Source organism: Sodalis sp. RH24 (genome assembly GCF_047324145.1).
Taxonomy (GTDB): domain Bacteria; phylum Pseudomonadota; class Gammaproteobacteria; order Enterobacterales; family Enterobacteriaceae; genus Acerihabitans.
In genome coordinates, this window is record NZ_CP178729.1 from 3,853,800 (window position 1) to 3,879,933 (window position 26,134).

At 57.3% G+C, this 26,134-nt stretch carries 24 protein-coding genes and 1 pseudogene; 22 read left to right on the forward strand and 3 right to left on the reverse strand.

The genetic code is table 11. The annotated features are described in order from the left end of the window. Positions 1–87 precede the first annotated feature (87 nt). Positions 88–1,764, forward strand: a complete 1,677-nt coding sequence (gene ggt / locus ACL2XG_RS17450) for a gamma-glutamyltransferase (protein WP_413723509.1) — start codon at positions 88–90, stop codon at positions 1,762–1,764. Between the two features lie 144 nt (positions 1,765–1,908). Beyond that, on the forward strand, positions 1,909–2,808 hold the full coding sequence (locus ACL2XG_RS17455; protein ID WP_410013086.1) for a carboxylate/amino acid/amine transporter: 900 nt from the start codon (positions 1,909–1,911) through the stop codon (positions 2,806–2,808). Here the strand turns inward: ACL2XG_RS17455 and metR are convergent. Further along, positions 2,714–3,649, reverse strand: a complete 936-nt coding sequence (metR, locus tag ACL2XG_RS17460; protein ID WP_410013087.1) for an HTH-type transcriptional regulator MetR — start codon at positions 3,647–3,649, stop codon at positions 2,714–2,716. The two genes, ACL2XG_RS17455 and metR, sit on opposite strands and share 95 nt — an antisense overlap. 102 nt (positions 3,650–3,751) lie before the next feature. Between metR and metE the strand changes: the two genes are divergently transcribed. Continuing rightward, positions 3,752–6,028 carry a 5-methyltetrahydropteroyltriglutamate--homocysteine S-methyltransferase gene (gene metE / locus ACL2XG_RS17465; protein ID WP_413721646.1) on the forward strand — a complete coding sequence of 759 codons (2,277 nt, stop codon included), beginning with the start codon at positions 3,752–3,754 and terminating at the stop codon, positions 6,026–6,028. Between the two features lie 32 nt (positions 6,029–6,060). Here metE and ACL2XG_RS17470 read toward each other — a convergent pair whose 3' ends face one another. Further along, a complete protein-coding gene (locus ACL2XG_RS17470; RefSeq protein WP_413721645.1) occupies positions 6,061–6,888 on the reverse strand; it encodes a dienelactone hydrolase family protein in 828 nt (275 codons plus the stop codon). 251 nt (positions 6,889–7,139) lie between these two features. On the opposite strand from ACL2XG_RS17470, the gene ACL2XG_RS17475 reads away from it, so the two are divergent. From ACL2XG_RS17475 to hemB, 13 genes and pseudogenes are all read left to right on the forward strand, one after another. Further along, on the forward strand, positions 7,140–7,922 hold the full coding sequence (locus tag ACL2XG_RS17475; protein ID WP_413721644.1) for a hypothetical protein: 783 nt from the start codon (positions 7,140–7,142) through the stop codon (positions 7,920–7,922). A 121-nt stretch (positions 7,923–8,043) separates the two neighbouring features. Next, positions 8,044–8,553, forward strand: coding sequence for a hypothetical protein (locus tag ACL2XG_RS17480; protein ID WP_413721643.1), 510 nt, complete (start codon positions 8,044–8,046; stop codon positions 8,551–8,553). A gap of 342 nt (positions 8,554–8,895) precedes the next feature. Next, positions 8,896–9,405: a hypothetical protein gene (locus ACL2XG_RS17485; protein ID WP_410013092.1), complete on the forward strand. Its 510-nt coding sequence runs from the start codon at positions 8,896–8,898 to the stop codon at positions 9,403–9,405. Between the two features lie 103 nt (positions 9,406–9,508). Beyond that, positions 9,509–10,273, forward strand: a complete 765-nt coding sequence (udp, locus tag ACL2XG_RS17490; protein ID WP_410013093.1) for a uridine phosphorylase — start codon at positions 9,509–9,511, stop codon at positions 10,271–10,273. Positions 10,274–10,413: 140 nt separating this feature from the next. Continuing rightward, entirely contained in the window at positions 10,414–10,944 is a 531-nt protein-coding gene (locus ACL2XG_RS17495; protein WP_410013094.1) for a DedA family protein, read from the forward strand. 70 nt (positions 10,945–11,014) lie between these two features. Beyond that, positions 11,015–12,652, forward strand: a complete 1,638-nt coding sequence (rmuC, locus tag ACL2XG_RS17500; RefSeq protein ID WP_413721642.1) for a DNA recombination protein RmuC — start codon at positions 11,015–11,017, stop codon at positions 12,650–12,652. 74 nt (positions 12,653–12,726) lie between these two features. Further along, the gene (ubiE, locus tag ACL2XG_RS17505) at positions 12,727–13,485 is read left to right on the forward strand and encodes a bifunctional demethylmenaquinone methyltransferase/2-methoxy-6-polyprenyl-1,4-benzoquinol methylase UbiE (RefSeq protein ID WP_413721641.1); all 759 of its coding nucleotides are present in this window, start codon (positions 12,727–12,729) and stop codon (positions 13,483–13,485) included. Positions 13,486–13,497: 12 nt separating this feature from the next. After that, positions 13,498–14,103, forward strand: a complete 606-nt coding sequence (ubiJ, locus tag ACL2XG_RS17510; protein WP_413721640.1) for a ubiquinone biosynthesis protein UbiJ — start codon at positions 13,498–13,500, stop codon at positions 14,101–14,103. Then, complete coding sequence (gene ubiB / locus ACL2XG_RS17515) at positions 14,100–15,737, forward strand: ubiquinone biosynthesis regulatory protein kinase UbiB (protein WP_410013097.1); 1,638 nt, start codon at positions 14,100–14,102, stop codon at positions 15,735–15,737. Before ubiJ ends, ubiB begins: the two co-directional genes overlap by 4 nt. 59 nt (positions 15,738–15,796) lie before the next feature. Continuing rightward, positions 15,797–16,030, forward strand: a pseudogene (gene tatE / locus ACL2XG_RS17520) (twin-arginine translocase subunit TatE); the annotation flags it as partial. Positions 16,031–16,180: 150 nt separating this feature from the next. Beyond that, positions 16,181–16,840 (forward strand): Sec-independent protein translocase protein TatB, encoded by a 660-nt coding sequence (gene tatB, locus ACL2XG_RS17525; protein WP_413721639.1) that lies wholly within the window; start codon positions 16,181–16,183, stop codon positions 16,838–16,840. Beyond that, complete coding sequence (gene tatC, locus ACL2XG_RS17530) at positions 16,840–17,619, forward strand: Sec-independent protein translocase subunit TatC (protein WP_410013099.1); 780 nt, start codon at positions 16,840–16,842, stop codon at positions 17,617–17,619. The genes tatB and tatC overlap by 1 nt, the downstream gene beginning before the upstream one ends. 106 nt (positions 17,620–17,725) lie before the next feature. Further along, entirely contained in the window at positions 17,726–18,745 is a 1,020-nt protein-coding gene (gene hemB / locus ACL2XG_RS17535; protein WP_410013100.1) for a porphobilinogen synthase, read from the forward strand. A 76-nt stretch (positions 18,746–18,821) separates the two neighbouring features. Here hemB and rfaH read toward each other — a convergent pair whose 3' ends face one another. Then, positions 18,822–19,313: a transcription/translation regulatory transformer protein RfaH gene (rfaH, locus tag ACL2XG_RS17540; protein WP_410016697.1), complete on the reverse strand. Its 492-nt coding sequence runs from the start codon at positions 19,311–19,313 to the stop codon at positions 18,822–18,824. Positions 19,314–19,505: 192 nt separating this feature from the next. Here rfaH and ubiD point away from each other — a divergent pair, with 192 nt between their 5' ends. The 6 genes from ubiD (at position 19,506) to hemG (ending at position 25,858) form a co-directional block, all read left to right on the forward strand. After that, positions 19,506–20,993, forward strand: coding sequence for a 4-hydroxy-3-polyprenylbenzoate decarboxylase (ubiD, locus tag ACL2XG_RS17545; protein ID WP_410013101.1), 1,488 nt, complete (start codon positions 19,506–19,508; stop codon positions 20,991–20,993). A gap of 51 nt (positions 20,994–21,044) precedes the next feature. Then, the gene (fre, locus tag ACL2XG_RS17550; protein ID WP_413721638.1) at positions 21,045–21,746 is read left to right on the forward strand and encodes an NAD(P)H-flavin reductase; all 702 of its coding nucleotides are present in this window, start codon (positions 21,045–21,047) and stop codon (positions 21,744–21,746) included. A gap of 78 nt (positions 21,747–21,824) precedes the next feature. Beyond that, positions 21,825–23,156, forward strand: coding sequence for a Xaa-Pro dipeptidase (pepQ, locus tag ACL2XG_RS17555; RefSeq protein WP_410013103.1), 1,332 nt, complete (start codon positions 21,825–21,827; stop codon positions 23,154–23,156). Beyond that, positions 23,156–23,770, forward strand: a complete 615-nt coding sequence (locus ACL2XG_RS17560) for an IMPACT family protein (protein ID WP_410013104.1) — start codon at positions 23,156–23,158, stop codon at positions 23,768–23,770. Before pepQ ends, ACL2XG_RS17560 begins: the two co-directional genes overlap by 1 nt. Before the next feature lie 47 nt (positions 23,771–23,817). Further along, the gene (trkH, locus tag ACL2XG_RS17565) at positions 23,818–25,269 is read left to right on the forward strand and encodes a Trk system potassium transporter TrkH (RefSeq protein WP_410013105.1); all 1,452 of its coding nucleotides are present in this window, start codon (positions 23,818–23,820) and stop codon (positions 25,267–25,269) included. Positions 25,270–25,282: 13 nt separating this feature from the next. After that, complete coding sequence (hemG, locus tag ACL2XG_RS17570) at positions 25,283–25,858, forward strand: menaquinone-dependent protoporphyrinogen IX dehydrogenase (RefSeq protein ID WP_413721637.1); 576 nt, start codon at positions 25,283–25,285, stop codon at positions 25,856–25,858. Positions 25,859–26,134: the final 276 nt, after the last annotated feature.

Here is a 26,134-nt window from a genome sequence, read left to right on the forward strand (position 1 = left end):
AATAAATAAAACCATCAGGAAGAAAACCTTATGCCTATTCTTTCCTCCGGTCGCTTGTTGTCGCTGGTCCTTGCCCTGTTGCTGATCATGCCGCCTGCCGGCGCCGCGCCGTTGTCCTACGGCATTGAAAATGATATCCAGCATCCGGTGTATGCCCGGCACGGCATGGTTTCCACGGTAGACGAGACGGCAACGGGGGTGGGGTTGGATATCCTGCGCGCGGGCGGCAACGCGGTGGATGCGGCGGTGGCGGTAGGGTACGCGCTGGCGGTAACCCACCCGCAGGCGGGCAACCTGGGCGGCGGCGGTTTTATGCTGGTGCGCACGCGACAGGGCGAAACGGTGGCGATTGATTTTCGTGAAATGGCGCCGGCCGGGGCCACGCGCGATATGTTTATCGGCCCGGACGGCAACGCCGACAGCAAACGTTCGCTGACCGGTCCGCTGGCCTCCGGTACGCCGGGCACCGTCGCGGGTATGTCGCTGGCGCTGGACCGTTTCGGCACCCTGCCGCTGGCCCGGGTGATGCAACCGGCCATTAAGCTGGCCCGGGAGGGGTTTAGCGTTGATAAGGCCCTGGCCGACGACCTGGCCTCTTATGGCAGAGAAGCGCTTATCAACCATCCGAACAGCAAGGCGGTATTTTTTAAAGCCGACGGCCAGCCCTATGCCGAGGGGGAGAGACTCAGCCAGCCGCAGCTGGCCCACAGCCTTACGCTTATCGCCGAGCAGGGGCCGCAGGCGTTCTATCAGGGCGCCATCGCTGATGAAATCGCCGCCGAGATGCAGCGTGACGGCGGGCTTATCGGCAAGGCCGATCTCGCCGCCTACCGGGCGGTGGCGCGCCAGCCGGTATCCGGCAACTATCGGGGATATCAGGTCTTTTCCATGCCGCCGCCCTCCTCCGGCGGCATCCATATTATCCAGATCCTGAATATCCTGGAGAATTTTGACCTGGCGCATATGGGCGCCGGCAGCGCTGACGCCATCCAGGTGATGGCGGAGGCGATGAAATTCGCCTATGCCGATCGCTCGGAATATCTCGGCGATCCGGACTTCGTCAAGGTTCCGGTCCAGGCGCTGACCAGCAAGGCCTATGCCAAAACCCTGGCGCAGCGCATCGATGTCAACCGGGCCAATCCGTCGGTCACCATCAAGCCTGGCCAGTTGCAGCCCTACGAGAGCGATCAGACCACCCATTACTCGGTGGTGGATGGGCAGGGCAACGCGGTGGCGGTAACGTATACCCTCAACACGTATTTCGGCAGCGGCATCATGGCCGGCGACAGCGGCATTCTGCTCAATAACGAAATGGATGATTTTTCCGCCAAACCCGGCGTGCCGAATATGTATGGGCTGGTGGGCGGGGACGCCAACGCCGTCCAGGCCGGTAAGCGGCCGTTGTCCTCCATGTCGCCCACCATCGTGGTAAAGGACGGCAAGACCTGGCTGGTTACCGGCAGCCCCGGCGGCAGCCGCATTATCACCACCGTGCTGCAAATGCTGGTCAATACCATCGATTTTCAGATGAATGTCGCCGAGGCGAGCGCCGCGCCGCGGTTTCATCAGCAGTGGACCCCGGACGAGCTCCGGGTGGAAAAAGGCTTTAGCCCCGATACCCTCAAGCTGCTGGGCGAACGGGGACAGCACATCAAGGTCTTGCCGGTAATGGGCAGTACGCAGAGCATCATGGTGATGCCCGACGGCACGTTTACCGGCGCCTCGGACCCGCGCACCATTGATGACCTGACCGCCGGTTATTAACGCCGCCTTGGGGCGGCGCAGGCTGGGGCCGGCGGCCGGTCTCCGCCTGTGTGCTCATTAAACATCCATCTGTAAACCCGATTAATCAAAATTATCTGAACGAATCCGCTAGAATAGCGCTTTGGTTTTACAGGATAACCCAACGTGCCGCTGCTTATCATCACCACCATTTTATGGGCGTTTTCATTCAGCCTGATCGGCGTATACCTGGCCGGACAGGTCGACAGCTATTTTTCGGTGCTGGTGCGTCTTACGCTTGCGGCGCTGGTTTTCCTGCCGTTCTTGCGCTGGCGCGGCTACCGCGTCAAGCCGCTGCTGCTGTATATGGCGATCGGCGCCTGCCAGTTGGGCATCATGTATATGATTAGCTACCGGGCCTATCTCTATCTGTCGGTGCCGGAATTTTTACTGTTTACCGTCATGACGCCCTTATACGTGACGCTGGTATACGACCTGCTGCGCCGTCGCCGGCTGCGCTGGGGATATGTGCTCAGCGCCATGCTGGCGGTGGCCGGCGCGGCTATCATCCGCTACGACGGCGTCAGTGCGCATTATTGGCACGGCCTGCTGCTGGTGCAGGCGGCCAATTTGATGTTCGCTATCGGCCAGGTGGGCTACAAACGGCTGATGGAGGTATACCCGATGCCGCAGCATACGGCGTTTTCCTGGTTTTACCTCGGTTCGTTTATCGTGGCGCTGGCGGGCTGGTGTCTGTTCGGCAATGCGCAGCAGTTGCCCGCCACCTCATTGCAATGGGGCGTGCTGATCTGGCTGGGGGTCGGCGCTTCGGCGCTGGGGTATTTTATGTGGAACTACGGCGCCACCCAGGTGGATGCGGGTACGCTCGGTATTATGAATAACTTTCATGTTCCCGCCGGCCTGCTGGTCAATTTCGCCATCTGGCAACAACAGCCGCACTGGCCGAGTTTTATCGTCGGCGCGTTGGTGATCATGGCGTCGCTGTGGGTTCACCGCCGCTGGATCGTTGGGCATCCCGCACATACGGCAAATGCGCGCAGGCATGCTGACGAGACGAGCGAATAAAGGCCTCGATGACGGGCTGGCGCTGCTCGCCGTCCCTGACCGCGGCGTAAAGCCGGCTCCACAGCCCTTTACCCAGGGTCTTGGTCACAATCAGTCCCTGGCGCTCAAAACTTTCCACCACCCAATGTGGCAGCGCGGCGATGCCCATGCGCGCCGACACCATCTGTATCAGCAGTAGGGTATTGTCCACGCTCTTGAGTACCGGACTTATGCCCGCCGGCTGCAGGAAATGCCGCCAGATATCCATACGCTGGCGCTGAACCGGGTAAATCATCAGCACTTCCTCGCTTAAATCCGCGGGCGCTATCCGCTCTTTTAACGCCAGCGGATGATCGGGCGCCAGCACCAGCCGCACTTCATAATCAAACATCGGCACATAAAACAGCCCGCTGCGCGGCAGGATATCCGAGGTCAGCACCAGGTCCAGCTCGCCCTGCTGCAGGGCGGGCTGCGGATCGAAGGTTACGCCCGAGCGAAAATCCACCAGTACCTGCGGCCATAGCTCGCGAAATTCGGTAAGCGCGGGCGTTAGCCATTGAATACAGCTATGGCACTCAATGGCCAGGCGCAGCGTGGTCTGGCGCGGCTCCAGGCAGTTTTGCAGCGCCTGCTGCACCTGGGGCAGGATTTGTTCGGCCAGCTGCAGCAGGATCTCGCCCTGAGGGGTAAAACGCAGCGGCTGGCTTTTGCGCACGAACAACCGGAAGCCCAGCCGCTGCTCCAGATCGCTGAACTGATGCGAGAGCGCGGATTGCGTCTGGTGAAGCTGCGCCGACGCGGCGGCCAGCGAGCCGCTGTTACGCAGCGCCTGCAGCGTGCGCAGATGTTTAAGTTCGATCATGAGGGTGTTTCACCTGGAAGTGAATAATTTGCGCTTGTGGATAATACAGTACATGGTGAATATGGATGTGTAAACATCCGGACGTCTAAATGGGAGAGAGCAATGGCAATTTTAAGTCACACACTGGGTTTTCCGCGCGTGGGCTTGCACCGCGAACTGAAAAAAGCGCAGGAAAGCTATTGGGCAGGGAAATCGTCGCAGCAGGACTTGCTGGCCGTGGGCCGCGAACTGCGCGCGCGCCACTGGCAACAGCAGAAAGATGCCGGCGTGGACCTGCTGCCGGTGGGCGATTTTGCCTGGTATGATCATGTTCTGACCACCAGCCTGATGTTGGATAATGTGCCGGCGCGCCATCGCGACGGCGCCAATGCGTCCGATCTTGATACCCTGTTTCGCATCGGCCGCGGCCGGGCGCCTACCGGTGAACCCGCCGCCGCCGCGGAAATGACCAAATGGTTTAATACTAATTATCACTATATGGTGCCGGAGTTTTCCCGCGGCCAATCTTTCCGCCTGGGCTGGACGCAACTGCTGGACGAAGTGGACGAAGCCCTGGCGCTGGGCCATAACGTCAAGCCGGTGCTGCTGGGGCCTGTCAGCTATCTGTGGCTGGGTAAGGTAAAGGGTGAAGCCTTCGACCGCCTGTCGCTGCTGGCCGGAATATTGCCGGTGTATCGCCAGGTACTGGCGGAGCTGGCTAAACGCGGTATCGAATGGGTGCAAATCGACGAGCCGGCGCTGGTATTGGAACTGCCGCAGGCCTGGCGTGACGCCTATCAAACCGCCTATCAGGATTTGCAGGGATCGGTCAAGCTGCTGCTGACCACCTATTTCGACAGTATCGGCCACCATCTGGACCAGATTCGCGCGTTGCCGGTCCAGGGCCTGCATGTAGACCTGGTGGCGGGCAAGGATAATCTTGCTGTACTGCACGCGCAGTTGCCGGCGGACTGGCTGCTGTCGCTGGGCATCATCAACGGCCGCAACGTCTGGCGCGCCGACCTTGCCGCCTGCCTTGAGCGCATCCAGCCGCTGGCCGGCCAGCGCCCGCTATGGGTGGCAACCTCTTGTTCGCTGTTGCACAGCCCCATAGATTTAAGCGTCGAGACCCGTCTGGACGACGAGGTGAAAAGCTGGTTCGCCTTTGCCCTGCAAAAATGCGCCGAGCTGGGACTGCTGCGGGCGGCGCTGGCGCAGCCCGATGACGCGCATCTGCGGGAACTGGCGCAATACAGCCAGCCTATCCGCAATCGCCGTCATTCCAGCCGGGTCAATAATCAGCAGGTCAGCGCCCGCCTGGAAAAAATCACCGCGCAGGACAGCCGGCGCCAACAGCCTTATACGCAGCGCGCCCAGGTGCAGCGCCGGCGTTTTGACCTGCCGGCATGGCCGACCACTACCATAGGTTCATTCCCGCAAACCGCCGATATCCGCGGCCTGCGCCTGGACTTCAAACGCGGGCGCCTGGATAAAGCGCGTTACCGCACCGGGATTGGCGAGCATATTAAACACGCCATCGCCGAACAGGAACGCCTGGGGCTTGATGTGCTGGTGCACGGCGAGGCCGAGCGCAACGATATGGTGGAGTACTTCGGCGAGCATCTGGACGGCTTTGTCTTTACGCAAAACGGCTGGGTGCAAAGCTACGGCTCCCGCTGTGTAAAACCGCCGATTATCATCGGCGATATCAGCCGCCCGTCGCCCATCACCGTGGAATGGGCGCAATATGCCCAGTCGCTGACCGACAAGCCGGTGAAAGGCATGCTTACCGGTCCGGTGACCATCCTGTGCTGGTCGTTCCCGCGCGAGGATGTCAGCCGTAAGACGATTGCGCGCCAGATAGCTTTGGCGCTGCGCGATGAAGTGGCGGATTTGGAGCAGGCGGGCATCGGCATTATCCAGATCGACGAACCGGCGCTGCGTGAAGGGCTGCCGCTGCGGCAAAGCGAGTGGCCGGCCTACCTGGCATGGGCGGTGGAGGCCTTTCGTTTGAACGCCGCGGTGGCGCGCGACGACACCCAGATCCATACCCATATGTGCTACTGCGAGTTTAACGACATCATGGATGCCATTGCGGCGCTGGACGCCGATGTGATCACCATCGAAACTTCGCGTTCGGATATGGAGCTGCTGGAAAGCTTTAAGGAATTTGATTATCCCAATGAAATCGGACCCGGCGTTTATGATATCCATTCCCCGAACGTGCCGAGCGAGGAGTGGATCGTCACGCTGCTGCGCAAGGCCGCCGAGCGTATTCCGGCGGAACGCCTGTGGGTCAATCCGGATTGCGGACTTAAAACCCGCGCCTGGCCGGAAACCCGCCAGTCACTGGCGAATATGGTCAGCGCCGCGAAACGACTGCGCGCCGAACAAAGATAAGCCAATTAAGAGGCGCCTTCCGGCGCCTTAATTTATTTCACGGCGTACTTATCAAACCATGCCAGCATACGCCGCCAGCCGTCGATGGCCGACGGCGCATGGTAACTGGCGCGGTAATCGGCATTAAACGCATGTCCCGCATCGGGGTAGACCATAATCTCCGCAACCGCGTTGGCGGCGCTGACCGCCTGGCGCATGGCATCAATACTCGCCTGCGGAATATTGGTATCCTGCCCGCCGTACAAACCCAGCACCGGCGCGGTGAGCTCCGCGGCGACATCCACCGGATGGCGTGGCGTAGTCAGGGTTTTGTCACCCACCAGTTTGCCATACCAGGCCGTCGCCGCCTTGAGCTGCGGATTATGGGCGGCATACAGCCACGCGATTCGCCCTCCCCAGCAAAAACCGGTGATCGCCAGGCGCCGGCTGTCGCCGCCATGGCGCGCCGCCCAGTGCGCGGTATGATCCAAATCGGCCATCACCTGAGAATCCGGTACCTTGCTGACCAACTGTTGGAATAATGTAGGAATATCATCATAAGCGCTCGGATCGCCCTGGCGGAAATAAAGCTCCGGGGCCACGGCCAGATAGCCCTGTTTTGCCAGGCGGCGGCACAGGTCGCGGATATGCTCATGCACGCCAAAAATTTCCTGGACGACCAGCACTATCGGAAAGCGTTCGCCATCCCCGGCGGGACGCGCCATATAGGCCGGCATTTCCTTACCCTGGGTGGTAATCGTCGTCATGGCCGCAATCAGCCCGATGTCGTCGGTATGGATCGCAGAGGAAGCCGGTGTACCGGCGGCCGGCGCAAATCCGGCGCGGGAGGTTACCGAAGCGATGGTGTCGTCAGGAGTCATTGGGATACCTTGGTTATCCAGTGATTGCAGCCCTTATTATAGTCAAGTCGGCGGGTTATTGAACCGTCGAGAACGGCCATTTTTTTGCATGGAAAAGCTTTCTAAATAGGTGATAAATATCACGTCACCGGCGAAAAGAGCTTTTTTTTAAAGTTTTTATGGTTTTTGTTAGTTAAGGTCAGCTTGGTTTAACAGATAAGAATATTTTAAGTATTTAGTTTATCTATTGCTTCTGACAGGAATATTTCAATATGGTTAATATGGACACTGTATATATAAATCACCACCCCCCCGCCTTGGCGGATGGCTTTCTTCACCTCCGTGGATCACATTGCCTTGATAGATTAAAAAACAGCCTAAAAGAGATTGTGAATAGCGTAATAAGCATGGCCAATTCATTTTATTATATAAGCCAGATCGCCTTCGCTGCCGAACATTTATGTGAGCGAATGTATTTCCGTAAAATGTCAACTCTTATGAAATACGTAGGAAATGTGACTCATTTTTGCGCTAACGGGGGCCTTTTTATGCAGAAAATGCCGGCAATAGGCGGGTTCGCCCTAAATGCAACCGAGCATTATCCGGGCCATGGCCCTAGAAATCAGGATATGCCCCTTGTCGGCATGATTAAATTTATCACCCATAGCCATTTACCTGATCTTATTAATAGAATAGTAAACCCCGAACATGAGAAAGCATTTTGCGTCCCGTTGAGTATGGCCGAACTGGTGAGCAAGAGCACACATGATATTATCAATCTCGTTGAGAAAGAAAAAAACGACTATGAAAAAGGTCTGTTTTTTTTAAAAGCATTGCAGAAATCAGTGGCTTTTTTTATTCAAGCGAAAAATTTAATAGATAATATAGTGGCCGCATTCAAATTCCTAAACGGTAAGATAAATACAGCTATTGAGCGTGCAGTTTTGACGATAAAAGATCTTATCATCAATCCTTTTTTTGATGCGCTGAAAAATATGACGCAAAAAATATTCCTCTTGCTCAGCCACCTTTTTATGCAGCCATCGAGGCAATGAAGATAATTTTGACGTGGTAATAATAACGCAACAAGTGAGTAGTTTATTTATATTCACGTACTAAAGTTTGCAGGATGAGACAAATTCTGCCGGGTGTTTTTACAATTTTAAAGGTTTTTTCATGACGATATCCATTGCCCATCTACCCCCACCGGTGGCGATCGGCGTAAACGCCGCCGCCGATAACGCCCCCAGCGGTTTGGCGGGTATGCTGAAAATGGTCAGGAACGGTGTCGACACCCTGTCCACCATTGCGCCACAACTGGTCACACTCATGCAAGGCGCGGCGCTCGGTTGCGCCGTTATCGGGCTCGGGTCCAGTCCCCTGGCCGCTTCATTCGCGGGAGCCGGGAGGGCATTCGTGATTGCGGGAACGGTAAGCGGTTCGATGGCTATCCTGGCCAAAGTCTATGATTATCTTGCCGACGCGGTGCAAAAAGGCGCATCGCCCCTACTGGAGGAAATAACCTCTTTCTCCCGGGAAACGTTATACCCTATGCTGCAAACCTGCCTTGATAAAGTGAGCGAGATGATGAATGTCGGCGCGGGAGTCGTTCGTGAGTACTTAGCGGCATGTATTAGTGAACATCCCATAATCAACTATCTGCTGATAACCTTCTCTATGTCCTAACGTGTTTGGGGAGGGGGATATAGAGCTGATTTCCCCGGCCGGTGAGCCTCCTTTCGGGGAATGGCTCTCTCTATAAATATCTCGGCCGGTTTGGGCGCCATTAATCTTACTTATATAGCGCCCAATAAAAATAGCATTAAATGAAAATTGTCTTTGACGAAAATGCAACGTTCATTCAAAGTGCTGCGCTTGAATTATATTCCGTATTCTCATTTTTTGCATTTCACTACCCAGAAAAAGGATATTTCCTTTTATGATAGCCAAGAAACTATTATCAGGAGTAATTAATAGCTATGTTAAAAGGGCAGGCCTTATCAAATTCCATGTCACGGGAGAATTGTCATGTATATCTCTGCCAGTCATTCCATGCCAGACAGTACTGTAGTCCCAAAAACCACTGAACAAAACAGCGGTCCGGGCAAAAAGATATTAGCCTATCCTGTTGTCGGGGTTAAAAACGCTCCGGAGGCCTCCGCCACCTCGCCCTTTACGGCCGTCGCCCGCTTCGCGCAAAAAATAGTTAACGCCAGCGGGCTGACGAAACTGGTCTCGGGGCTTGCCGGCGTCGGCAACGCGGTGGGGCGCCTGTTCGGTATCGGCCGCGAGGTCTCGTCAGTCGCGTCTTTGTTTGCTACAGGAATAAAAGTTGCGCAATACGGCGTCCAGAAACTGCTGTATGAGGTGATGTCCCTGATGAAAGAGCAGGCGTGGACCATAATCGGTACCTGGCTGAGGGGAATCATCGACGATGGGGGGCATATGACGCCTTATGAGGTCTTCGCCAGCCTGATTACGGCCATTCGGGACAATGAGAAAATGAAGCTATTGTTCCATGAGGTGGCGACGGCTTAGCCTGTCTCAGTGAATGTGACATGCCACCGGACAATGGCGGATAAAAAATGGATAATGTCGATATTATCTGCGTGCTAACATTTTATTCTCAGAGGTATCTGCCATGTCCGCTTCCGATGTCTTTCATCTTGGCCTGACGCATGCCGATCTGCGCGGCGCCACCCTGGCCATCATTCCCGGCGATCCGCAGCGGGTGGAGAAAATCGCCCGTTTGATGGACGATCCCGAGCCGCTGGCCAGCCACCGCGAATTCACCTCCTGGCGCGCGGGTCTTGCCGGTCAGACGGTGATTGTCTGTTCCACCGGCATCGGCGGCCCGTCCACCTCCATCGCCGTCGAGGAATTGGCGCAATTGGGCATCCGGACATTTTTGCGGGTGGGCACCACCGGCGCCATACAGCCGCAAATCCCGGTAGGGGATGTGCTGGTGACCACCGCCGCGGTGCGACTCGACGGCGCCAGCCTGCATTTCGCGCCCATGGAATATCCCGCGGTGGCCGATTTCGACTGTACCACCGCGCTGGTGACGGCGGCCCGGCGACTCGGGGCCGGGGTCCATATCGGCGTTACCGCCTCGTCGGATACTTTTTATCCGGGGCAGGAAAGGTATGACACCTTTTCGGGACGGGTGGTCAGCCGCTTCAAGGGGTCCATGCGCGAATGGCAGGAAATGGGGGTGATGAATTATGAAATGGAATCCGCCACCTTATTGACCATGTGCTCCACCCAGGGGTTACGCGCCGGCATGGTGGCGGGGGTGATCGTCAACCGCACCCAACAGGAAATCCCCGACGCGTTGACGATGCAGCAAACGGAAAGCGCGGCGGTAAGCATTGTGGTTGAAGCCGCCCGGCTGCTGCTTGCCTGAGCCTTTTTCGCGGCCGGGATAAAATTCCCGGTCGTTTGCCCCCTGTTTAATCTACCCGCGCTTTATCATGGCATCATAGGATACAAACTCCCCCTACCGGTCTTCCCGGTACTTTACCGCCCTGCGCCAAGGGAGCCGCCTTGTCATTGGATGAAATCATTGCCCATACCACCGAATTTGTCCGCCAGCAGCAATTCTGGGCCATTCCGCTCGTGTTTATTCTCGCTTTTGGCGAATCCCTGGCGTTTTTATCGCTGCTGCTGCCCGCCACCGTCATTTTGCTGGCGCTGGGCGCACTTATCGGCGAGGCCGGCATTGCTTTCTGGCCGGTCTATGCCGCGGCGGTGGCCGGGGGTTTTTTTGGCGACTGGCTCTCCTATTGGCTGGGATATCATTACCAGGAGCGGCTAGAGCATCTCTGGCCGTTTTCCCGGCATCCCCATATGCTGGCGCGCGGGCAGGCCTTTTTCGACCGCTGGGGTATCGCCGGCGCCTTTTTCGGGCGTTTTTTCGGCCCGCTGCGCGCGGTGGTGCCGTTGGTAGCCGGCATTTGCGGCATGCCCAGATTCTATTTCCAACTGGCCAATCTCGGCTCGGCCGCGGTCTGGGCTTTCGGCCTGCTGGCGCCCGGGGCGTTTGGCATCCAATGGCTTAGCCGTTTCATCGGCTGATAAAACCCGCTGGACATCTATACAGTTCGCCCTTAACGTGGCAGTCAGTATTGTTTTAGGCGGAGGTAACATGGATTTCAGCCTGTTTTACGGCCTGGGCGGCTTGGCAATCGGGGTGCTGGCCGGTCTGCTTATCGCCGCGACCCGTTATCAGCGGCAGCAGGGGCGCGCTGAGGCGGAGCTGCGCCTGCGCACGCAATCTCTGGCGACGGCGCAGCAGGAGGTGGAACGTGCGCAGGCCGCTTATCGCCAGTGCGAGCAGCAGCTGCGCGCCGCTGAGCGGGAGATGCGCGACCTGTACGGGCGTCTCGCCACCGCCGAGGAACGGCTGGCGCCGTTGGCGCACTGGCGCGGCGAATGCGAGCAACTGAACCAGGAACTGCGGGCGCAGCGCGAGGTGAACAGCGCGCAGGAAGCGGAACTGCGCGAAGTCACCATTCGCCTGGAGGAAACCCGTCTGGCCGCCGAGGAAAAACAGCGCCTGCTGGTCAACAGCGAGCAGCGGCTGGCGGCGCAGTTTGAAAACCTGGCCAACCGGATCTTCGAACAAAGCGGGCGTAAAGTGGATGAACTCAATCGGCAAAGCCTGGATTTGCTGCTTATCCCCCTGCGCGAGCAGTTGGACGGCTTTCGCCGGCAGGTCCAGGACAGTTTCGGGCAGGAGGCGCGCGAGCGCCATACCCTCACCCATGAAATCCGCAGCCTGCAGCAGCTTAACGCCGAAATGGCGCGGGAAGCGGTTAACCTTACCCGCGCGTTGAAAGGCGATAACAAAACCCAGGGCAATTGGGGCGAGGTGGTATTGAGCCGGGTGCTGGAAGCCTCGGGACTGCGGGAAGGGTATGAATACCAGACCCAGGTGAATATCCAGGTCGATGCTGTCCACCGCATGCAGCCCGACGTGATCGTGCGCCTGCCGCAGGGCAAGGATGTGGTCATCGACGCCAAAATGTCCCTGGTGGCGTATGAACGTTTTTTCAACAGCGATGACGACCTGGAGCGCCAGGCCGCGCTGCTGGAGCATATCAATTCGCTGCGCGGGCACATGCGTTTGCTCGGCAGAAAAGATTACCAACAATTGCCTGGTTTACGCTCGCTGGATTATGTGTTGATGTTTATCCCCGTCGAACCGGCCTTTATGCTGGCTATAGATAAGCAGCCGGAGCTGATTGGCGAGGCGCTGAAGCAGAATATCATGCTCGTCAGCCCGACTACGCTGCTGGTGGCGCTGCGCACCATTAATAACCTGTGGCGCTATGAGCACCAGAGCCGCAACGCGCAGCATATTGCCGAGCGGGCGGCGCGGCTGTACGACAAAATGCGGCTGTTCGTCGACGATATGACCGCCGTCGGCCAAAGCCTGGACAAAGCGCAGGCAGTCTATCGCCAGGCCATGAATAAACTGGCGCAGGGGCGTGGTAATCTCATCAGCCAGGCTGAAGGGTTCAGGGCGCTCGGCGTTGAAATCAAACGTCCGATCAATCCGGTCCTGGCGGAGGAATCCGGGCGCCAACCCTATACCGACCCGCCGGGGGAAGGGGCGGTCTCAGGGCTGTATGACGATGACGGCGCGCTGTCCGCGGACGAAGCGGGCGGGCGCGGCGGCGATCTGAAACCCGGCGGGGATGAATTAACGCCGCCGGTTGACGGGGACGCCCCGGCGGCGGAGACTTCGCACCGGGAGCAGGAAGAATACCCGCTCAGGTAGGGGGTGTCGGAGTGGGGCTTTCAGCCCGCTTCTGTTACACTTCTCTGATAACTGATCAAGCAGGGCATAAAAACATGGCAGATGAAGACCAGCGTGAAACGACCCATTTCGGCTTCCGCACCGTTGCTAAGGACGAGAAGGCGGTCATGGTGGCGGATGTCTTTCATTCCGTTGCGGCAAAATATGATTTGATGAATGACCTGATGTCGTTTGGCATCCACCGTCTGTGGAAACGTTTCGCCATTCATTGCAGCGGCGTGCGCCGCGGGCAGAAGGTTCTGGATCTGGCCGGCGGCACCGGCGATCTGACCGCCAAGTTTTCCCACCTGGTGGGCGAGGAGGGCGAAGTGGTGCTGGCCGATATCAATGATTCCATGTTAAAGGTGGGCCGCGAAAAGCTGCGTAACAAAGGCATCATCGGCAACGTGCGTTATGTGCAGGCCAATGCCGAGGCATTGCCGTTCCCGGACGACACCTTCGATTGCATCACCATCTCGTTCGGATTGCGTAACGTGACCGAAAAAGAGCAGGCGCTGCGCTCCATGTACCGGGTGCTTAAGCCGGGCGGACGCCTGCTGATCCTGGAATTCTCCACGCCATTGTTCAAGCCGTTGAACAAGGCCTACGACCTCTACTCCTTCCATGTCTTGCCGCGCATCGGCGAGATGGTGGCGCGCGACGCCGGCAGCTACCGTTACCTGGCCGAATCCATCCGCATGCATCCGGACCAGGAAACGCTGAAAGCCATGATGCTGGACGCCGGTTTTGACAGCGCCGAATATTTTAATATGACCGGAGGTATCGTTGCCCTGCATCGCGGTTACAAATTCTGATCGGGAAATGACATGCTGATGTTATTGATTACCGCAACGCTTGAAACCGCGCTGAAACGCCTGCTGTATAAAGATGGGTTTTTGAAGCCGGCACGCCAACGCCTGAAGGGCAAGGTGCTGCGCTTTGAGCTGGCCGAACTGGACAGCCCGGTTATCCTGGTGTTCGGCGAGAGCCAGGCGGATGTATTGGCCGCCTGGGACGGACCGGCCGACTGTACCGTCAGAACGCACTTCTCCGCCCTGCCGGCCCTGCGCCGGCGCCAGCAGTTGCCGTTATTAATCAAACAAGGCTCACTGGACGTAGACGGGGATTTGCAGGTGGTGCAGCAGTTTGTCGCGCTGCTGGACATGGCCGAGGTAGACCCGGCGGAGCTACTGGCGCCTTATGTGGGCGATATCGTCGCCGAAGGCTTGACACAAAAATTACGCGCCCATGCCTGCGGGCTGCGACGGCGTCTGGGCGAACAGCAAACCCGGCTGGGCCAGGCGGTAACCGAGGAGTGGCGCTTATCGCCTTCCTCCCTGGAGCTGGCGTGGTTCAGTGACGAAGTCGATGCGATAGACCGCGCTGGGGCCGCCTTAACGGCCCGCCTGGCAAAACTGGAGTCCGGCCGATGATTGTGGGAGAACTGCGTCGCCTTTATTTTATCGTGCGGGTGCTGCTCAGTTACGGGCTGGACGAGCTGATTCCCAAAATACGCCTCACCCTGCCGCTGCGCCTGGGACGCCGGCTGATATTCTGGCTTCCCAATGAGCATCTTGATGAGCCGTTGGGGGTCCGGTTGCGCCTGGCGCTTCAGGAACTGGGGCCGGTTTGGATCAAGTTCGGCCAGATGTTGTCGACCCGGCGTGATTTGTTTCCCCCGGTGATTGCCGATCAGCTGGCCATGCTGCAGGATCGGGTCAAGCCTTTCGACGGCGCGCTGGCGCGCCAGCATATTGAAAAAGCCATGGGACAGCCGCTGGAGGCCTGGTTCGATGATTTCGATCAGGTCGCCCTGGCATCGGCTTCTATTGCCCAGGTGCATACCGCGCGTTTAAAAGAAAACGGCAAAGAGGTGGTGATCAAAGTGATCCGCCCGGATATCATGCCGATGATCAAGGCCGATATGCGCCTGATGTACCGCCTGGCCAGCTGGCTGCCCCGGCTGTTGCCGGACGGCCGCCGCCTGCGGCCGGTGGAAGTGGTGCTGGAATATGAAAAAACCCTGCTTGATGAACTGAACCTGCTGCGCGAAACCGCCAACTGCATCCAGCTGCGGCGCAACTTCGAGAACAGTCCGATGCTGTATATCCCCGAGGTTTACCCGGATTATTGCAGTGAAACCATGATGGTGATGGAGCGCATCTACGGTGTGCCGGTTTCCGACGTGGCGGCGCTGGAAAAACAGGGAACCAATATGAAATTATTGGCGGAACGCGGCGTGCAGCTCTTCTTTACGCAGGTGTTTCGTGATAGTTTTTTTCATGCGGACATGCATCCCGGCAATATTTTCGTCAGTTTTGAACATCCGGACGACCCGCAGTATATCGGGATAGATTGCGGCATCGTCGGCTCGCTGAATAAAGAAGATAAGCGCTATCTGGCTGAGAATTTTATCGCTTTTTTCAATCGCGATTACCGTAAGGTGGCGGAACTCCATGTAGATTCGGGCTGGGTGCCGCCCGATACCAACGTGGAGGATTTTGAGTTTGCCATCCGTACCGTGTGTGAGCCCATATTCGAAAAACCCCTGGCGGATATTTCCTTCGGCCACGTCTTGCTGAATCTGTTCAACACCGCCCGGCGGTTTAATATGGAAGTGCAGCCGCAGCTGGTATTGCTGCAAAAAACGCTGCTCTACATTGAGGGTATCGGCCGCCAGCTTTATCCGCAGCTGGATTTATGGAAAACGGCCAAACCCTTCCTGGAAACCTGGATCAAGGATCAGGTGGGCATCCCGGCCATTTTGCGGGCGATGAAGGAAAAGGCGCCGTTCTGGGCGGAAAAACTGCCCGAACTGCCGGAACTGATTTATGAAGGATTCAAACATCATAGATCGCTGCAAAAGAGCGTCGACAAGCTGACCGTCGAGCTAAAAGGACAGCACGTCCGGCAGGGGCAGGCGCGGTTTTTATTCGGTATCGGCGCCACGCTGCTGCTGTGCGGTACTTTTCTATTATCATTGGGCAACGAGATGTCATCGTTTCCCGCCTGGTTAATGGCTGCCGGCATAGTAAGCTGGATCGTTGGCTGGAAACGCACTGCGTAAATTTTGCGGGTCCGGCAAAATCCGGTAACTCGAATTAACCCCTAAACAGAGGTAATATCATGGGCGGCATCAGTATTTGGCAATTATTAATTATCGCGGTCATCGTGGTGCTGCTGTTCGGCACCAACAAGCTGCGCGGCATGGGCGCGGATTTGGGCGCGTCCATCAAGGGCTTCAAAAAGGCCATGAACGATGATGACAAACCTGCTCCGCGGGACACGGATAAAACCGGCCAGGATGCTGACTTTGCGGCGAAGACCATCGCACAACCACAGCAGCCTCAACCCCAGCAATCCCAGCCGCAGCCGCAGCAATCCCAGCCGCCGCAGCAACCCCAGCCGCAGCCGCAGCAATCCCAGCCGCCGCAGCAACCCCTTCAGCCGCAGCCGCAGCCGCCGCGGCCGGACGAAACGGTAAACAAAGACAACAAGCAGGTATAAGCTGTGTTTGACATTGGATTTGGTGAACTGGCCCTGGTGTTCGTGATTGGGCTTGTGGTTCTCGGCCCCGAGCGTTTGCCCGTGGCCGTGCGTACCGTGGTCGGTTGGGTCAGGGCGCTACGCTCGCTGGCCTCCACGGTACAAAACGAATTGAGCCAGGAGCTTAAGCTGCAGGAATTGCAGGACAGCCTGAAAAAAGTCGAGCAGGCCAGCAAGGATAACCTGTCGCCGGAACTGAAAGCCTCAATGGAAGAGCTGCGCGAAGCGGCCGACTCCATGAAAAAAAGCTTTCACAGTAAAATGGTCCCCGATAGCGAAACCACGCCCCAGACGATCCATAACCCGTTGATAACCGATCCGGAAGCGATTCATGACGGCGTGACGCCGGCGGAAGGCGCAACTCAAGCAGACGCGCCGCCGATGGCGCCGGCGGCGACACCCGGACCGATGACGGCCGAAGCGCCGACAACGCCCAAGCCGGCCCAGGCCGAAGCACCGCCTGCGACGCCCAAGCCCGCTCAGGCCGAAGCGCCGCCGGCGACGCCCACGCCGGCCAATAACGGCCCGTTCCCACATGATGCTACCCTGCTCCGGCACGGACAGGCTCCGGCGCCGGACAGCGCGGCCGCCCCCACACCCCTTAAAAATAATGATCGCGAATAATGGCCGTTGAAGATACCCAACCGCTTATCAGCCATTTAATCGAGCTGCGTAAGCGTTTACTGTACTGCATTCTCAGTGTGCTGGCGGTGTTCCTGGCGCTGGTCTATTTCGCCAATGATATCTATCAGATCGTTTCGGCACCTTTGATCAAACATTTGCCGGCCGGCGCCAGTATGATCGCAACCGATGTGGCGTCGCCGTTTTTTACGCCTATCAAGCTGACGATTATCGTTTCGGTATTTGCTTCCGCGCCCCTGCTGCTGTACCAGGTCTGGGCCTTTATCGCGCCGGCGTTATATAAGCATGAACGGCGTCTGATGATGCCGCTGCTGTTCTCCAGCACGCTGTTGTTTTATGCGGGCATGGCCTTTGCTTATTTTATCGTCTTTCCACTGGCCTTTAGCTTCTTTGCCCAAACCGCGCCGCGCGGGGTGTTGATCGCCACCGACATCAATAATTACCTCGATTTTGTCATGGCGCTGTTTATGGCCTTCGGCGTGTCGTTCCAGGTGCCGATAGCCATAGTGCTGTTATGCTGGACCGGCGTGGTCACACCCGACGATCTGAAGAAAAAACGGCCTTATGTACTGGTCGGCGCCTTTGTGGTCGGTATGCTCTTGACGCCGCCGGACGTTTTTTCCCAAACGCTGCTGGCGATCCCGATGTACCTGCTGTTTGAAATCGGCCTTTTTTGCGCCCGGTTTTACGTCGGCAAAGGACGGCGCGGCCAGGAGGGCACATCGGACGACAATACCGAAGATCCCCAGGATGGGGACTAAGCGTCGTTTGTCAGCTTCTGAACCGCCCTTTCGGGCGGTTCTGGTTTTAAACAGAATAATCTAAACGCCGCCAGCGTCACGGACGGCGTTATTCAGGAGAAAGACTATGAGCACTGTATTTGGCAACTTCCCCCATCGCCGCCTGCGCAGGGTGAGACGCTATGATTTCAGCCGCCGCCTGGTGGCGGAAAACCATCTGTCCGTCAATGATCTGATTTATCCGGTATTTGTCATGGAAGGCAAACAGCGCCAGCAGGAAGTGCCGTCCATGCCGGGAGTGTATCGCATGACGCTTGATCTGCTGATCAAGGAAGCGGAAGCGGTGGCCAAGCTGGGTGTGCCGGTGCTGTCGTTGTTTCCGGTTATTGAAGCGCCCTACAAATCGCTGCTGGCGGAAGAAGCCTATAATCCCGAGGGCCTGATTCCGCGCACTATCCGCGCGCTGAAAGACGCGGTACCGGAATTGGGGCTGCTGACCGATGTCGCGCTGGATCCCTACACGACCCATGGCCAGGACGGCATCATCGACGACCAGGGTTATGTGATTAACGACATCACCAAGGAAATCCTGGTGCGCCAGGCGCTGTGTCACGCCGAAGCGGGCGCGGAAATCGTCGCGCCCAGCGATATGATGGATGGGCGCATCGGCGCGATACGCGAAAAATTCGAGCAGCAGGGATTGGTCAACAATCAGATCATGGCGTATTCGGCGAAATATGCGTCTTGCTATTACGGCCCGTTTCGCGATGCGGTAGGCTCAAGCGCCAACCTGAAGGGCGGCGATAAAAAAACCTATCAAATGGATCCGGCCAATAGCGACGAAGCGTTGCAGGAAGTGGCGCAGGACCTGCAGGAAGGCGCCGATATGGTGATGGTGAAACCGGGCATGCCTTATCTGGATATGATCCATCGGGTGAAGGAAACCTTCGGCGTGCCGACCTTTGCCTATCAGGTGTCCGGCGAGTATGCCATGCATATGGCGGCGATCCAGAACGGCTGGCTGCAGGAAAAGCCGGCCATCATGGAATCGCTGCTGTGCTTCAAGCGCGCCGGCGCCGACGGTATCCTGACCTACTTCTCCAAACGCGTCGCCCAATGGCTGCATGACGATCACCTGAGGCGCTGAATAAACAAGCCGCTCCTTCGCAACGCGTCAGCGGGCGGCTTAGTCCTCAGGGGCTAATTCCCGGCGGTTTATCAGGCTACAAAATCTTTTGAAACTGTTTGTTGTCTATGCTTTGACAGACCTGTTTGTTGAGGAAATTGAGCAGCAGCATGGAGCGCGCTTCGCCGTCGGGCTCGCTATAAATCGCCTGGAGCCCTTCGAAGACGCCGTCGGTAATCACGACCAGATCGCCGACATACGGCGTTTGCGGGTCGGTCACCCCTTCGTAGGCATGATCGCGCAGCTCCTCGATAACCTCGGCCGCAATGGTCACCGGCAGGTTGCCGAAACGCACGAAATGGCTCACGCCGCGGGTGGCGCTGATGGTGGTGGTATGGATACGTTCCGGATCAAACTCAATAAACAGATAGTTGGGAAACAACGGTTCGTTGACGGTCGTGCGTTTGCCGCGGACGATTTTTTCCAGGGTGACCATTGGACTCATACACGCCACCGCCTGTCTTTCCAAATGCTCTTTCGCCCTCATCATCTGGCCGCGTTTACAATACAATAAATACCATGCTTCCATAATCTGATGCACCCCTATCTCCGGTGGCCCAGCATAACAAAGGCCTCCCTAAATAAATAGCGTGACATTATTATAGGCCGCAGCGCGCGGCGCATAAAAAAACAGCATATTTACCATCAATTTTGACAAAAGGGCGGCATGGCTGTTAAACAGACTTTATAATGCAAATATAACCCGGCATCCGATGACGCTATGAAATACCGAGACTTGCGCGATTTTTTATCCTTGCTGGAACAGCGGGGAGAATTGAAACGAATCACCCTGCCCATTGATCCCTATTTGGAAATGACGGAAATCGCCGACCGTACTCTACGCGCGGGCGGGCCGGCGCTGCTGTTTGAACACCCCAAAGGCTATGCCATGCCGGTGCTGTGCAATCTGTTCGGCACGCCGGAACGGGTGGCGCTGGGCATGGGCCAGGAGAGCGTGGCGGCGCTCAGGGAGGTGGGGGAACTCCTGGCCTTCCTGAAAGAACCGGAGCCGCCAAAAGGCTTTCGCGATCTGCTGGATAAGGCGCCGAAATTCCGCCAGGTGCTGAATATGCCGACCAAACGGCTTAGCTCCGCGCCGTGCCAGGAGCAAATCTGGCAGGGCCAGGATGTCGATCTCGGCCGTATTCCCATTATGCACTGCTGGCCGGGCGACGTGGCGCCGCTTATCACCTGGGGCCTGACGGTCACCCGCGGACCGCACAAGGAACGCCAGAACCTGGGCATTTACCGCCAGCAGGTGCTGGGTAAAAACAAAGTCATCATGCGCTGGCTGTCGCATCGCGGCGGCGCGCTGGACTTCCAGGAATGGCGCGCGGCCCATCCGGGCGAACGCTTTCCGGTGGCGGTGGCGCTGGGCGCCGATCCGGCCACCATCCTGGCCGCCGTCACGCCGGTGCCCGACAGCCTGTCCGAATATGCGTTCGCCGGCCTGCTGCGCGGCTATAAGACCGAGGTGGTAAAGTGCATCTCCTGCGATCTCGAGGTGCCCGCCAGCGCCGAAATCGTGCTGGAAGGATATCTTGAACCGGGTGAAACGGCTCCCGAAGGTCCTTATGGCGATCACACCGGCTATTATAACGAAGTGGATGAGTTCCCGGTATTCACCATTACCCATATCACCCAGCGGCGGAACGCCATTTATCATTCCACCTACACCGGCCGGCCGCCGGATGAGCCGGCGGTCATGGGCGTGGCGCTTAACGAAGTCTTCGTTCCCATTTTACAAAAACAGTTTCCGGAAATCGTCGATTTTTATCTGCCGCCCGAAGGCTGTTCCTACCGCCTGGCGGTAGTGACCATCAAGAAACAATATGCGGGCCATGCCAAACGGGTCATGATGGGGGTGTGGTCGTTTCTGCGTCAATTCATGTATACCAAATTTGTCATCGTATGCGATGATGATATCAACGCGCGTAACTGGCAGGATGTTATCTGGGCCATTACGACCCGGATGGACCCCGCGCGCGATACGGTGTTAATGGAAAATACGCCGATAGATTACCTGGATTTTGCCTCGCCGGTTTCCGGATTGGGTTCAAAAATGGGAATGGACGCCACCAACAAATGGCCGGGGGAAACCTCGCGCGAGTGGGGCACCCCGATTCGCATGGACGACGGGGTTCGCGCCCGCGTTGATGCGTTGTGGGACGAACTGGCCATATTAAAAGACAGTGGTAAAGGGCGATGATAGTTACAGCCCTCCATTCCATTTTGCTTATTAGCCCGACAGAGGGAATGCATGACAACATTGACCTGTAAGGTCACTTCCGTGGATGCCATCACCGATACGGTCTATCGGGTATGCCTGGTCCCGGAAGCGGCTTTTAGTTTTCGCGCCGGTCAGTATCTGATGGTAGTGATGGATGAACGCGACAAACGCCCCTTTTCCCTGGCGTCGACGCCCATGGAGAATTCGATAATCGAGCTGCATATTGGGGCTTCCGAACTGAATCTGTATGCGATGGCCGTTATGGATCGTATCTTGAAAGATCGTGAAATTACCGTCGATATCCCGCATGGCGAGGCTTGGCTGCGTGACGATACCGAGCGGCCCATGGTCCTTATCGCCGGCGGCACCGGTTTTTCTTATGCCCGCTCAATCCTCCTGACCGTACTCGCCAATCAACCTGAGCGGGAAGTGGCTATTTATTGGGGCGGCAGGGAGTTGCAACATCTCTACGATCTGGGCGAACTGGAAGCGCTGACCCTGCTGCATCCGCGCCTGAAAGTGGTGCCGGTGGTCGAACAGCCGGACGAAAACTGGCAGGGCCGGACCGGAACGGTGCTCAGCGCGGTGCTGCAGGACTACGGTTCCCTGGCGGCGTACGATATCTATATCGCCGGCCGTTTCGAAATGGCTAAAATCGCCCGCGAGCGTTTTTGCGCGGAACGCGACGCCATTCCCGGCCGGATCTTCGGCGATGCGTTTGCCTTTATCTGATCGCTGCGGCGGGAGGGTTCATCCGCCGGGACGCTATGCTAAGATGGCGGCAATTGCGCGGTAAAATAAGGTCAGACCATGGAATCTTTTTCTACTCTTTACCAGGACCATCTCGCGACGCTGCAAAAACGCACGCGCGAGGTGCTGGCCCTGCATAACCTGGATGCGCTGCTGATCCATTCCGGCGAACCGATCACGGCGTTTCTCGACGATCATGATTACCCCTTTAAGGTCAATCCTCAGTTCAAGGCCTGGCTGCCGGTCACCGGCGTGCCGCATTGCTGGCTCTGGGTCGACGGTGTCAATAAGCCTAAACTTTGGTTCTATGCGCCGGTCGATTATTGGTACAGCGTCGAGCCGTTGCCTGAGAGTTTCTGGACCCCTTTCATCGATATCATCCCGATTGCGAATCCCGACGATATCGGTTCATTGCTGCCGTCCGGACGCGGCAACGCGGCCTATATTGGCTCGTCGCCGCAAAGGGCGTCGTCCCTGGGCCTGAAAGCCGACCAGCTTAACCCCCAACCGGTACTGGATTATTTCCACTACCACCGCGCCTATAAGACCGATTACGAGCTGGCCTGTATGCGCGAGGCGCAAAAGACCGCGGTCATCGGGCATCGGGCGGCGCATGAGGCCTTTCAGGCCGGCATGAGCGAGTTCGATATCAATATTGCTTACCTGTCGGCAACCGGCCATCGTGATATCGATGTACCCTACGGCAACATCATTGCCCTGAATGAGCACGCCGCGGTATTGCACTACACTAAACTCGATCAGCGCCTGCCCGAGCGGGTACACAGCTTCCTGATTGACGCCGGTACCGAATACAATGGCTATGCGGCCGACCTGACCCGTACCTACGCGGCGCAAAAAGATTCCGAGTTCGCTCAGTTGGTCGCCGCCATGAATACCGAGCAGCAGGCCCTTATCGGTACCATGGAGGCGGGCGTCAATTACATTGAATATCATATCCAGATGCACCGGCGCATCGCCCGTCTGCTGGCCCGGTTTGATCTCGTGACCGGTCTTGATGAAGAGACCATGGTGAGCGAAGGCATCACCGGCCCGTTCCTTCCCCACGGGCTGGGACATCCGCTTGGGCTGCAGGTGCATGACGCCGGCGGCTTTTTGCAGGACGATCGCGGCACCCGCCTGGCGGCGCCGGCCCTGTACCCTTATCTACGCTGTACCCGCGTTATGGAACCGCGCATGGTGATGACCATCGAACCGGGTTTCTATTTTATTGAATCACTGCTTGCCCCGTGGCGCGCGGGCAGCTTTAGCCGGCATTTCAACTGGCGGCGCATCGAACTGTTTAAACCCTATGGCGGTATCCGTATCGAGGATAATATCGTTATCATGGATAAGCAGATCGAAAATATGACACGCAATCTGAAACTGGCATAATGCACGCCTATTTTGTTCCCGCGGCGCCGGTAACGGCGTCTATGGAGATCAAAAAAAGCCGCTTTATCACCCTCCTTGCCCCCACCCCGGGCATCGAGGCCGCCAGGGAGCTGATCCGGCAAAGCCGCTGCGAGCATCCCGGGGCGGCCCATCATTGCTGGGCGTATATCGCCGGGCCTCCGCAGGATTCGCAACAGCTTGGTTTTTCCGATGACGGCGAGCCGTCGGGAACCGCCGGCAAACCTATGCTGGCGCAACTGATGGGGTCGGGACTCGGCGAGATTACCGCGGTGGTGGTGCGTTACTATGGCGGCATCAGGCTTGGCACCGGCGGGCTGGTGAAGGCCTACGGCGGCGGCGTGCGGGAGGCGTTACAACGCATGGCCCGCACGCAGAGGGTTCCCCAGGCCGAGTTTATGGTGTCATGTCGTTATGAGCAGCAGGCCTGGATTGACGCGGTGGTCAACCAGACCGGGGGACGCGTCGTCCAGTGCGATTATGGCGAATCCATTATACTCAGGGTAGCCATTCCTATCGCCCGGGTCGCAATGGCCGAGGAAAAGCTGCGCGATCTCAGCCGGGGGGCATTGCAATTAGCGCCCGTTGCGCAATAGCTCCATACCCGGCCACAGTTAAATAAAATATTAAGGATCGTGCTGAAATGCATTTTCGCGCCATAACCCGTATTGTCGGCCTACTGGTCATGCTCTTCTCGGGAACGATGATTGTTCCCGGCCTGGTGGCGCTGATCTACCGTGACGGCGCCGGCAGCGCTTTTACGCAAACCTTTTTTTTCGCCCTATTGATTGGATTGGTATTATGGTTGCCCAATCGTCAGCAGAAACATGAGCTGAAATCACGGGAGGGGTTTCTGATAGTCGTCCTGTTCTGGACCGTATTAGGCAGCGTAGGGGCCTTGCCGTTCTTGTTTGCCGAACATCCCGATTTGTCGGTAACCGATGCATTTTTTGAGTCGTTTTCCGCCCTGACCACCACCGGCGCCACCTCCCTGGTGGGGCTTGACGGCCTGCCCAAGGCCATCCTGTTCTACCGCCAGATGCTGCAGTGGTTCGGCGGCATGGGTATCATCGTACTGGCGGTGGCGATCCTGCCGATTCTCGGCGTCGGCGGCATGCAGCTTTACCGCGCCGAAATGCCCGGCCCGCTGAAAGATAACAAAATGCGACCGCGGATCGCCGAAACCGCCAAAACGTTATGGCTTATCTATATCACCCTGACCATCGCCTGCGCGCTGGCGCTGTGGGGCGCGGGCATGTCGGTTTTCGATGCCATCAGCCATAGCTTTTCCACCATTGCGCTGGGGGGCTTTTCCACCCACGACGCCAGTATCGGCTATTACAACAGTCCGATGATCAACACCATCGTAGCGGTGTTCCTGCTGATTTCCGGCTGCAACTACGGTCTGCATTTCGCCGTGCTGAGCGGCCATAACCTGCGGGTCTACTGGCGCGATCCGGAATTCAGGATGTTTATCAGCGTGCAGTTTATCCTGGTAATGGTGTGTACGCTTATCCTCTGGCGCTACGATGTTTACCAAAGCGGCTTGCAAACCCTCAACCAAGCCTTTTTCCAGGTGGTTTCCATGGCGACCACTGCCGGCTTTACTACCGACAGCATCGCCCGCTGGCCGTTGTTCCTGCCTATTTTGTTGCTTTGCTCGGCATTTATCGGCGGCTGCGCCGGTTCGACGGGCGGCGGTTTGAAAGTAATCCGTATCCTGCTGCTGTACCTGCAGGGTTCGCGGGAACTGAAGCGATTGGTCCATCCCAACGCCGTCTATACTATCAAGCTCGGCAACCGGGCGCTGCCGGAGCGTATCCTGGAGGCGGTCTGGGGGTTCTTTTCCGCGTATGTATTAGTCTTTATCGTCAGCATGCTGGCGATTATCGCCACCGGCGTTGATAATTTTTCCGCCTTTGCCGCCGTGACCGCGACGCTGAACAACCTGGGTCCCGGCCTGGGGGTGGTGGCGGAAAATTTCTCCTCCATGAACGCGGTGGCGAAATGGATTCTGATCCTGACCATGCTGTTCGGCCGCCTGGAGGTCTTTACCTTGCTGGTATTGTTTACCCCGACGTTCTGGCGCGAATAACCGAGGATTTGTTATGTACACTCTGATTCTGTATTCCACCCGGGATGGGCAGACGCTGAAAATCGCCCGGTTTATCGCCGAACGCCTTATCGCGGATAATCACGCCTGCGATGTTGTCGACCTGGGCCTGGCTGGGCAATGCGATTTGCAACGTTACGATCGGGTGCTGATCGGGGCCGCGATCCGCTACGGACATTTTGCCGCCGAGCTGCATGATTTTATCAAACAGCACCTGGATTGGCTTAACCGGTTGCCCAGCGCGTTTTTTGCCGTCAACCTGACCGCCCGCAAAGCGGATAAACGCACGCCGCAAACCAATGCCTATACACGCAAATTTCTCGCGGCTACGCCCTGGCAACCGGATAGTTGCGCGGTTTTCGCCGGTGCGCTGCGCTATCCGCATTACCGCTGGCTCGATCGTGTCATGATCCAGCTGATCATGCGCATGACCGGCGGCGAAACCGACAGCACAAAAGAAGTGGAATATACCGACTGGCAACAGGTGGGCGATTTTGCCCGCGGTTTTGCCGGGTTAACCGGTAAAAACGGGCTCAAGTCACGAGAAACGCATCAGTTTGTCGAAAATTAAACCAATCAACTTAAAATAAGCAATTAGCGCTTGTCACGCTGCGGGAATTCCCTATAATGCGCCTCCACTGACCGGGAACAAACGCTAACGCGACGCCGGGTCGGGAAGGGAAAAGCGCCCGGTACGGGCAAATAAAAGCTTGACTCTTCAACGGGAAAGCGTAATATACGCAACCCGCGCCGGGTGAGTTTTGTTATCACGCTGGCCATGCTCTTTAACAATTTATCAGACAATCTGTGTGGGCACTCACAAGACCGTATCGAAACACAAAAATAC